Source organism: Pseudomonas lurida, assembly GCF_013522705.1.
In the GTDB taxonomy this organism is placed as follows: Bacteria; Pseudomonadota; Gammaproteobacteria; order Pseudomonadales; family Pseudomonadaceae; genus Aquipseudomonas; species Aquipseudomonas quebecensis.
Window position 1 is genome coordinate 197,058 of sequence record NZ_JAAMRE010000007.1, and the last position, 10,078, is coordinate 207,135.

Genomic DNA, 10,078 nt, shown 5'->3' on the forward strand with positions numbered 1-10,078 from the left:
AAAGGGATATGAAAATGAATATGCCTGTAAAAAATGCCGCCCCGGTCAAACCCCAGGAGCCGGCCAAGACCGCCATCTCCGCGCTGTGGCGCCCGGCACTGGTGCAGTCCTTCGTCAAGCTGGATCCGCGTCAACTGCAACGCTCGCCGGTCATGCTGGTGGTGGAACTCACGGCGATCCTCACCACGGTACTGTGCTTCGTGCCGGACACGGCGGTGCCCACGTTCGTCGCCGTGCAAATCGCCGTGTGGCTATGGTTCACCGTGCTGTTCGCCAACTTCGCCGAAGCCTTGGCCGAAGGGCGTGGCAAGGCCCGCGCCGACAGCCTCAAGGCCGGCAGTGAAGGGCTCAGCGCGCGGCGCAAGGAAGCCGATGGCAGCTTCAAGGTCGTGCCGGCCACCAGCTTGCGTAAAGGCGATGTGGTGCGCGTTGCCGCCGGGGAGATGATCCCCGGTGACGGTGAGGTTATCGAAGGCATCGCGGCGGTCAATGAGGCGGCGATCACCGGCGAATCCGCGCCGGTAATCCGTGAGTCCGGCGGCGACCGTTCGGCTGTGACCGGCAACACGCGGCTGGTTTCCGACTGGCTGCTGGTGCGGATCACCGCCAACCCCGGCGAGTCCACACTGGACCGCATGATCGCGCTGGTGGAAGGCGCCAAACGCCAGAAAACTCCCAACGAAGTCGCGCTGGACATTCTGCTGATCGGCCTGACCCTGATCTTCCTGCTGGTGGTGGTGACGCTGCAGCCGTTCGCCCACTTCGCCAATGGCAGCTTGCCTCTGGTGTTCCTGGTCGCACTGCTGGTGACGCTGATTCCTACGACCATTGGCGGTTTGTTGTCGGCCATCGGCATCGCCGGCATGGACCGTCTGGTGCGTCTGAACGTGATCGCCAAGTCCGGCCGCGCCGTGGAAGCGGCGGGGGACGTGCATGTGCTGCTGCTGGACAAGACCGGCACCATCACGTTCGGTAACCGTCGTTGCGCGGCAGTGCTGGCGGCGCCTGGCATAAGCGGCCGCGAGCTGGCCGAGGGCGCGCTGCTGGCGTCCCTGGCGGATGACACCGCGGAAGGCAAATCCATCGTCGAATACCTGCGCGCCCTGCACCCACAGGCTGAACCGACCCCGGATGAACTGACCGGCGTGCCGTTCAGCGCCGAAACCCGCTTGTCCGGTGTCGACTACCAAGGCCGCGTGTTCCGCAAAGGCGCGGTGGATTCGCTGCTGGCGTTTATCGGCCTGCAACGCGGCGACCTGCAACCGGCCATGTCGCGGGAGATCGACAAGATCGCCCAGAGCGGCGGCACGCCTTTGCTGGTGTGTGCCGATGGCAAATTGCTCGGCGCGATTCACCTCAAGGACGTGGTCAAACCGGGTATCCGTGAACGTTTCGCCGAGCTGCGCAAGCTGGGGATTCGCACCGTGATGGTCACCGGCGACAACCCGCTGACCGCCGCCGCGATTGCCGCCGAAGCCGGCGTGGATGACGTCCTCGCCGAAGCCACTCCGGAGAAAAAACTCGCGCGCATTCGCCATGAGCAGAATGACGGTCGCCTGGTTGCGATGTGCGGCGACGGCGCCAACGACGCCCCGGCGCTGGCTCAGGCGGATGTCGGCATGGCCATGAACGACGGCACCCAGGCCGCCCGCGAGGCCGCCAACATGGTCGACCTCGACAGCGACCCCACCAAGTTGCTGGACGTGGTGCAGATCGGCAAAGAACTGCTGGTGACCCGCGGCGCGCTGACCACGTTTTCCATCGCCAACGACGTGGCCAAATATTTTGCGATCCTGCCGGCGTTGTTTGCCTCGATCTACCCGCAACTGGGCGTGCTCAACGTGATGCACCTGCAGAGCCCGCAGAGCGCGATCCTCTCGGCGATTGTGTTCAATGCGCTGATTATCGTGGTGCTGATCCCGCTGGCACTGCGCGGTGTACGGGTGCAGGCGGCGAGTGCGGCGGCCTTGCTGCGCCGCAATCTGTTGATCTACGGGCTGGGCGGGATTCTGGTGCCGTTCGTGGGCATCAAGGCCATCGACATGCTGCTGACCGCCTTGCACCTGGTGTAACTCCAAGCCTGTTTGCGTGGTGAGGGCGCTTGCTCGGGCAGCGGCCCCGGCTCTCTCACCACCGGGTTTCTCAACTGATTGAGGATATGAACATGACCCCTATCATTCGCCCAGCCATCAGCCTGTTGGTTCTGATGACTCTGATCACCGGCATCGCTTACCCGTTGGTGGTCACCGGCGTGGCCCAGCTGGCATTCCCCGACCAGGCCAACGGCAGCCTGGTGCGCGACGCCAGCGGCAAAGTGCGCGGTTCCAGCCTGATCGCCCAGGAATTTACCGGTGACAGCTGGTTCCACCCGCGTCCGTCCGCCGGCGCTTTTGCCACGGTGTCGAGCAGCGCCAGCAACCTCGGGCCGAGCAACCCGGCGTTGGCTGCGCGCGTCTTCGACGATGCCACTAAACAGTTGGTGCCCAGCCAGGGGCCGGTGCCATTGGCCTCGCTGACGACCTCTGGCAGCGGACTTGATCCACACTTGCCACCGCAGGCGATTACCTATCAACTGGCGCGCGTGGCGGCGGCGCGGAACGTGCCCGTGGCCACGTTGCAGCGGTTGCTGGATGAACACATCGAAAGCCCGCTGGTGGGCCCGCCGGTGGTGAATGTGTTGGCATTGAACATGGCCCTGGAAAAATTGTAAGCAGTGAAACCGCCTTCGCGGGCAAGCCCGCTTCCACAGGAGTATGCATTCCAAATGTGGGAGCGGGCTTGCCCGTGAAGGCGGCCTGAAGCGCAACCAATAAATACCGTAAGGAACCAACGAGCATGAGCGACTCCGGCCGCGCCGACGCCCTGTTAGCCGATCTGCCCCGGGACGGCCGTGGCCGGCTCAAAGTCTTTCTTGGGGCCGCGCCGGGTGTGGGCAAGACCTACGCAATGCTCCAGGCCGCCCATACCCAGCTGCGCCAGGGTGTGAAATTGATCGCCGGTGTGGTCGAAACCCACGGCCGCGCCGAAACCGAAGCCTTGCTCGGTGGCCTGCCGCAGCAACCCTTGGTGCGCCGCGAGTACCGTGGTGTGACACTTGAAGAAATGGACCTCGACGGCCTGCTCGCGGCCAGGCCCAAGCTGGTGCTGGTGGACGAGCTGGCCCACAGCAACGCCCCCGGCAGCCGCCATGAAAAACGCTGGCAGGACATCCAGGAACTGCTGGCCGCCGGTATCGACGTGTTCACCACGGTTAACGTCCAGCACCTGGAAAGCCTCAACGACCAGGTGCGCGGCATCACCGGCGTGCAGGTGCGTGAAACCCTGCCGGACTGGGTGTTGCAGGAGGCCGACGAACTGCTGCTGATCGACCTGCCATCCCGCGAACTGCTCGAGCGCCTGCGCGACGGCAAGGTCTACGTGCCGGAGCAGGCGCGCGCGGCCATCGATGCGTTCTTCACCCAGACCAATCTGATGGCGCTGCGCGAGTTGGCGATGCAGACCGCCGCGGCCCACGTCGACGACGACCTGGCCCAGGGCTACCGCCAACTCGGCCAGGCCGCGCCAGCGGTGCGCGGGCGTTTGCTGGTGGGCGTGGATGGCGATGCCCAGGCCGAACGCCTGGTGCGCCACGCCAGCCGCGTGGCGCAGCGTCGGCATCTGCCGTGGAGCCTGGTGCACATCGACAACGGTCGCGCACGGGACGAACAATCGCGCCTGCGCCTGCAAAACGCCCAGCAATTGGCCGAGCGGCTGGGCGGGGAGGTGGTGCTGTTGCGCGCCGGCGAGGTGGCCAAGACCTTGATCCAGCACGCCGCCGAGCGTCGCGCCAGCCTGCTGCTGGTGGGGCAGTCGCGCAAGCGTTGGCATCGCCAGGTGTTCGGGGGCGGCCTGGCCGCACGGCTGCTGCGCAATGCCCGGGGCCTGGAAATCAACGTGCTCGACAGCGACGATACCCCGGCTGCGCCGCGTCTACCGGAAGTGCGCGGCCTGGTGTGGTTCGATTACGCCCTGGCGGTGGTCGCCACCCTGGTGGCCGCTGGCGTGGCGTGGGCGGTGTCCAGTGTGTTGCCGCTGCCGAATATTTCGCTGGTGTTCCTCGCGGCGGTGTTGCTGGTGGCGGTACGCAGCAGCCTGGGACCGTCCCTGGTGTGCGCGGCGTTGTCGTTCCTGACCTATGACTTTCTGTTTATTCCGCCGAACTTCTCATTTGCCATCCAGCGTGAAGAAGACGTGCTGACCCTGTTGTTCTTCCTGCTCATGGCGGCGCTCACCGGCAACCTCGCCGCGCGCCAGCGCCGGCAACTGCAAGCCTTGCGCGATACCCAGGAAGAGACCAGCGAACTGCTCGACCTGTCACGCAAACTCACCGCCGCCACCGACCGCCAGGCGGTAATCAGCGCGGCCGCGCATCACTTGGAGGGCTGGAGCGATCTGGACTTGTGCCTGGTCAATCGCGACGGTCAGGGCGGCTGGACGGTGGAGAACGGCGGCCCGCTGACGTTCACCGAAGCTGAACGCGCCGCCGCCGACTGGGCCTGGCAACACGACCAGCCGGCGGGCATGGGCACCGGCACCTTGCCGTTCGGGCGTTGGTGGTGGTGGCCGCTGTCGGGGGAGGAGGGGCCGCTGGGTTTGCTGGGCGTCAGCGCTAAACCCGGCCTTGAGTTGAGCGGCCAACGCCGTCGCCTGCTCACGGCCTTGAGTCAACCCCTGGCCCAGGCGTTGGCCCGCGCCCAATTGGCGCAGGAGCTGGAGTCCGCACGACTGCACGGGGAAACCGAACAACTGCGCAGCGCCTTGCTCGCCTCGGTGTCCCACGATTTGCGCACGCCGTTGACGTCCATGCGCGGCAGCATCGACAGCCTGTTGGCGCTGGGCGAGGCCATCCCTCTGGAAGATCGTCGCGAACTGCTTGAGGGCACCCGCGATGAGGCCGAGCGCCTCGACCGCTATATCCAGAACCTGCTGGATATGACGCGCCTGGGCCACGGCGCGCTCAAGCTGGCGCGTGATTGGGTGTCGCCGGGCGATATCGTCGGCAGCGCCCTGGGCCGTCTGCGCGCGGTGCTGGCGCCGTTGCAGGTGAGCACCGATGTGCCGCCGGAGTTGCCGCTGCTGTATGTGCACGCGGCGTTGATCGAACAGGCGCTGGTCAATGTGCTGGAAAACGCTGCGCGCTTTTCACCGCCCCACGGGCGCCTGCAATTGAAGGCCGGGGTCTTGGACAACCAGCTGTTTTTCGCCGTGGCTGACGAAGGGCCGGGGATTCCCGAGGAGGAGCGCACGAAGATTTTCGATATGTTCTACACCGCTGCGCGCGGTGATCGCGGCGGGCAGGGCACTGGCCTGGGCCTGGCGATCTGCCAGGGGATGGTTGGCGCGCACGGTGGGCATATTCGCGTTGGCGACGGCATCGACGGGCGCGGCACCTGCATCAGTCTGTACCTGCCGCTGCCCACCCAGCCTGGCCTGGAGCGTGAGCCGTGAGCTACCCTGTTTTCTCCCCGGATTTTGATGGAACACCATGAGCCAGACCGCGACGATTTTGGTCATTGATGACGAACCGCAGATCCGCAAGTTCCTGCGCATCAGCCTGGCCTCCCAGGGCTACAAAGTGATCGAGGCCGGTACCGGCAACGAAGGCCTGGCCCAGGCGGCGCTGAGCAAGCCGGACTTGCTGGTGCTGGATCTGGGGCTGCCGGATATGGATGGTCAGCAAGTGCTGCGCGAATTCCGTGAATGGTCGACGGTGCCGGTGCTGGTGCTGTCGGTACGCGCCAGCGAAGGGCAGAAGGTCGAAGCCCTCGACGGCGGCGCCAATGACTATGTGACCAAGCCCTTTGGCATCCAGGAATTTCTCGCGCGGATACGTGCACTGTTGCGCCAGGCCCCGGCGGGTGAGGCGCAGGAAGCCGCGTTGTGCTTCGGCCCGTTGACCGTCGATCTGGCCTATCGCCGCGTGCTGCTGGACGGCGCCGAAGTGGCGCTGACCCGCAAGGAATACGCGGTGCTGGCGCAACTGGCGCGCCACCCCGGTCGGGTGATTACCCAGCAACAACTGCTCAAGGACATCTGGGGCCCGACCCATACCGAAGACAGCCACTACCTGCGCATCGTGGTGGGCCATCTGCGCCAGAAATTGGCGGATGACCCGACGCAGCCGAGGTTTATTGTGACCGAGGCCGGGGTGGGGTATCGGTTGCTGGGGGCGTAAATACGTTTCCGGCGTTTGAGTAGAGGGTATGCCCCAAATCCAGGCGCCTTGGTTTGTCGGGTAAACCACATTGTCTGGTGTGGGGCCGCTTCGCAGCCCAGCGCAGGGCAAGCCTGCTCACCACAACAAGCCTGCTCACCACAACAAGCGTGCTCACCAGGACAAGCCTGACTCCGGCGCCTTCAAGGCTGTTCACTCTCATACCGCTCCAGCGTATCGCTGGCAATCTCCCGCCCAAGGGCGATCAACTCCGGTGCCTTGTAGAACTCAAAAAAACGGCACACCCGCTTGGGCACGTTGATCAGCACATCCGGCGGATAGCCGGCGATCTTGTACTGGGCCAGCGACGTTTGCATCACCTCGAAGCTCTGGTTGATCAGGTCCAGCAGCGACGCCGGGCCGACATTATCGATGATGAAAGATCCGGTCGCCGACTTCGGCGCACCGGGTTTTTCCGGCGCGGCGGCCGGTTGCTGCGATTCGGGTTCGGCCGACTCCAGCCACGGATTGATATCCGCTGCCTGGGCCTGCAGCGCTTCCTGTTCAAGCTTCATTAACTGCTCGGCCTGTTTGCGGCGAAAGGGCAAGTGCGAGCCCAGTGACTTGGCCAGGCTGTTGAAACGACTCTTGAACGCCGGCGGGCGAGGAATGACCGGCAGCTGATAGTGCTTCTGGTTGGTCGCGTTGAGGTTGACGGCGATGATCAAGTCGCAGTGGCTCGAGACGACGGGTACGATCGGTAACGGGTTGAGCAGGCCACCGTCCACCAGCATGCGGTTGCCTTGCATCACCGGTGTGAACAGGCTGGGAATCGCCGCCGAGGCGCGCATGGCCTGATGCAGGCAACCTTCCTGGAACCAGATTTCCTGCTGGTTGGTGAGATCGGTGGCGACGGCGGTGTAGGGGATGCGCAGCTCTTCGATATTCAGTTCGCCGACGATCTTGCGAATCTGTCCGAAGACCTTCTCGCCGCGGATCGCCCCCAGGCGAAAACTCACATCCACCAGGCGCAGCACATCCAGGTAATCCAGGCTTTCGATCCAGCGGCGATATTCGTCCAGCTTGCCGGCGGCGTAGATGCCACCCACCACGGCCCCCATGGAACATCCGGCGATACACGCGATGTCATAGCCGCGCCGCTCGATCTCCTCGATGACGCCGATATGGGCGTAGCCACGGGCCCCGCCGGAGCCCAGCACCAGGGCAACACGTTTCTTCATGGTCCATGTCCTTTCCAACGCAGACGCCCACAATGCACCTATTGAGGGGGCCGCTTCAATGCTCGGCGCCGACCTGCACAATTTTTCCAGAATAGTCACGCCGCTCGGGTATGCTCTGGCAATCGGCGGGCGTGATTTCCCCTTGGTGGACAAGGCACTTTTCCCCGTGGGCAACGTCTACTCCCTACGACTGTTTCTTCCTTTTGAGGTGTCATCAATGAAAGCCTGGATGTGTGTACCTGTGATCGTGCTGGCCCTGGCCGGTTGTGCCGGGAAAACCGCCTACCGCGACAGCTGCGGGTCGCAATTGGATGCCGCCTGGAAAGAACTGGACCTGGCCAAGGCCGAAGGCTTCGCCGGCACCGTGAGCTATTCCAAAGCCTTGTCGCTGTTGACCGGCGCGAAAACCCAGCAGCAATTCGAAGCGTTTGAAGGTTGTGCCAATAAGGCCGAAAAAGCGCGTTTCTATATTCGTGAATCACGCGCCGGCCGTTGATCCGCACCGCGCATCTTGAGCCGTCAGGAAACATACCTTTTCAGGGGAGTCAGTGATGTCAGCGTTGGTTGATCAGTTAGTCGCTCAGGTCATTGGCCTGGAAGTAGGGTTACTGAGCTGCCAGGCTCGGCTCGCTGCCGTCACCGACGATGAGGCCCTGCATGACCTGCGCACTACCGTGCGCCGGCTGCGCAGCCTGCTGCGCCCGTTGCGCGGTTTACCCGGCGTGGAGCAGTTGGAGGACGCAGCGCGGGCGGTCGGCCAATTGACCACGCCGTTGCGTGATCAAGAAGTGCTCGCCACTTATTTGCATCAGCATGGTCATCACGAGGCGGCGGATCGACGCCTGCGGCCGCAGCCCGATGCCTATCGTCACGTGGCTCAATCACCTGAGCTTGCGCAGTTGTTACAGATACTGGACGCTTTTCCGCGCTTTATACGAGCGTCCGAACACCAAAAGCTGCTCAAGGGTTTGCGTGCGCGTATCGAAAAGCGCTTGGCCAAGCAATGGCATAAGCTCGGCGCAGCGCTCAAAGAGCCTGGCCACGATCGGCATCGCCTGCGCTTGTTGATCAAACGCGTGCGCTACGCCGCCGAGGCGTACCCGCAGTTGGACAAGCTCCCCGCCAATGCCGTCCCGCGTCTCAAGAAAGCCCAGGCTGTGCTTGGCGACTGGCATGATTGCTTGCAGTGGTTGGCCCAGGCCGACCATCAGGCAGACCTGCAGCCCTGCGTAGCGGTGTGGCAGCGCACCCTGGACAAAGCCGAGGGCCAGTCGGATCGCGTGTTGGACACGCTCAGCGCGCGTTGCTTTTGACCGGTCCGGTTTTTGGCCGGAATAGGCGCTGTACCGCGTAGGCAGGATCGTTAAGATCTGCCTTCTGTCTCTCGCTTTGAGGTCACCATGCACTTCAGTAATTTGCTCGACGCTGCCCGTCATCACCCTCTGGACGTGACGATTCCCGCCGACTGGGGCCAAGGCCGAGCGACTTTCGGCGGCCTGGTAGCCGCTTTGCAATACGAAGCCCTGCGCGCCCAAGTTCCTACCGATAGGCCCTTGCGCTCATTGGCGGTGACGTTTGTTGGCCCGGTGGCGCCTGAGGTCGCCGCCAGTTATCAAGTCGAAGTACTGCGTGAAGGCAAGGCCGTCAGCCAGTTGCTGGGGCGCGTGGTGCAGAACGGTGAAGTGGCCACGCTGGTGCAAGCCAGTTTCGGCGGCGCTCGCGAGTCGGAAATCGACGTAGCCAGCGAGCCACCGCCGACGTTCAAACACTGGGACGATTGCCGGGAGTTGCCCTACATCAAAGGCGTGACCCCTGAATTCATGCGCCACCTGGCGATGCGCTGGAGCGTTGGCGGCCTGCCGTTTACCGGCAACAAATCCCGCGAGATGGGCGGATGGGTCCGACTGCGCGGCGATGTGAAAGAGGAGCCGCTGACCGAAGCGCATATCCTGGCATTGGTCGACGCCTGGCCCCCGGCGTTGCTACCGCACCTCAAGAAGCCGGCGCCCGGCAGCACCCTGACCTGGACCATTGAGCTCATCCAGCCGCTGGCGAAGCTCACGACCCTTGATTGGTGCCAGTACTACGTCAAGATCGAACACGCCCGCGACGGCTACGGCCATGCCGCTGCCGCACTGTGGGGCCCGACCGGCGAACTGATCGCCATCAGCCGCCAGACCGTGGCGGTGTTCGCCTGATCCTCAATGCCGCTGGCGCTGCCGCCAGGCACGCCACCAGCCGCCGCTTACCACAAAGCGCGGAAAGGTCACGAACTGCTCGACCACCAACCGTTGCACCGCATCTTTGCGATCACTGAACGGCTCACTGGCCTGAGCTTCCAGGCTATGCCCATGACGCTGCAACGCCAACCCCGCCAGGATACCGACCACTCCTACGGCAAAACTGGCCACGCTCAGGCTGAACACCCCGGATACGATCAACAGAAACCCGATGATAAACAGCGGCACTGCGATCAGATGCAGCGCCAGATTGGTCGGGTGCTGATGGTTCTGCGGGTAGTGGCGCCATTGCCAGGCGGGGAGATTAGGATGACGTTTGCCCATGGTGATGAATCCTCTGTCCGTTGAAACAACTTGAATAGAGTTTAGGCGGGGTAGGGCGGGGCGGCGAATTGGGGTTGGCT

9 protein-coding genes are annotated in these 10,078 nt (G+C 63.9%); 7 read left to right on the top strand and 2 right to left on the bottom strand.

What is annotated here, in order from left to right; all coding sequences use genetic code 11:
- Positions 1–8: 8 nt before the first annotated feature.
- The 4 genes from kdpB (at position 9) to G7025_RS09030 (ending at position 6,214) form a co-directional block, all read left to right on the top strand.
- Entirely contained in the window at positions 9–2,072 is a 2,064-nt protein-coding gene (gene kdpB / locus G7025_RS09015; RefSeq protein ID WP_181078270.1) for a potassium-transporting ATPase subunit KdpB, read from the top strand.
- A 92-nt stretch (positions 2,073–2,164) separates the two neighbouring features.
- The gene (gene kdpC / locus G7025_RS09020; RefSeq protein WP_181078272.1) at positions 2,165–2,710 is read left to right on the top strand and encodes a potassium-transporting ATPase subunit KdpC; all 546 of its coding nucleotides are present in this window, start codon (positions 2,165–2,167) and stop codon (positions 2,708–2,710) included.
- A gap of 125 nt (positions 2,711–2,835) precedes the next feature.
- Complete coding sequence (locus tag G7025_RS09025) at positions 2,836–5,487, top strand: sensor histidine kinase (protein WP_181078275.1); 2,652 nt, start codon at positions 2,836–2,838, stop codon at positions 5,485–5,487.
- A gap of 37 nt (positions 5,488–5,524) precedes the next feature.
- Complete coding sequence (locus G7025_RS09030; RefSeq protein WP_181078277.1) at positions 5,525–6,214, top strand: response regulator; 690 nt, start codon at positions 5,525–5,527, stop codon at positions 6,212–6,214.
- Positions 6,215–6,396: 182 nt separating this feature from the next.
- On the opposite strand, the gene G7025_RS09035 is transcribed toward G7025_RS09030, so the two are convergent.
- The gene (locus tag G7025_RS09035; RefSeq protein WP_181078279.1) at positions 6,397–7,434 is read right to left on the bottom strand and encodes a patatin-like phospholipase family protein; all 1,038 of its coding nucleotides are present in this window, start codon (positions 7,432–7,434) and stop codon (positions 6,397–6,399) included.
- 217 nt (positions 7,435–7,651) lie between these two features.
- Here G7025_RS09035 and G7025_RS09040 point away from each other — a divergent pair, with 217 nt between their 5' ends.
- From G7025_RS09040 to G7025_RS09050, 3 genes are all read left to right on the top strand, one after another.
- Entirely contained in the window at positions 7,652–7,930 is a 279-nt protein-coding gene (locus tag G7025_RS09040; RefSeq protein ID WP_034096561.1) for a hypothetical protein, read from the top strand.
- 55 nt (positions 7,931–7,985) lie between these two features.
- Positions 7,986–8,747 (top strand): CHAD domain-containing protein, encoded by a 762-nt coding sequence (locus G7025_RS09045; protein ID WP_181078281.1) that lies wholly within the window; start codon positions 7,986–7,988, stop codon positions 8,745–8,747.
- 87 nt (positions 8,748–8,834) lie between these two features.
- Entirely contained in the window at positions 8,835–9,632 is a 798-nt protein-coding gene (locus tag G7025_RS09050; protein ID WP_181078283.1) for an acyl-CoA thioesterase, read from the top strand.
- 3 nt (positions 9,633–9,635) lie between these two features.
- Here G7025_RS09050 and G7025_RS09055 read toward each other — a convergent pair whose 3' ends face one another.
- Complete coding sequence (locus G7025_RS09055; RefSeq protein ID WP_181078284.1) at positions 9,636–9,998, bottom strand: Mpo1-like protein; 363 nt, start codon at positions 9,996–9,998, stop codon at positions 9,636–9,638.
- Positions 9,999–10,078 lie beyond the last annotated feature (80 nt).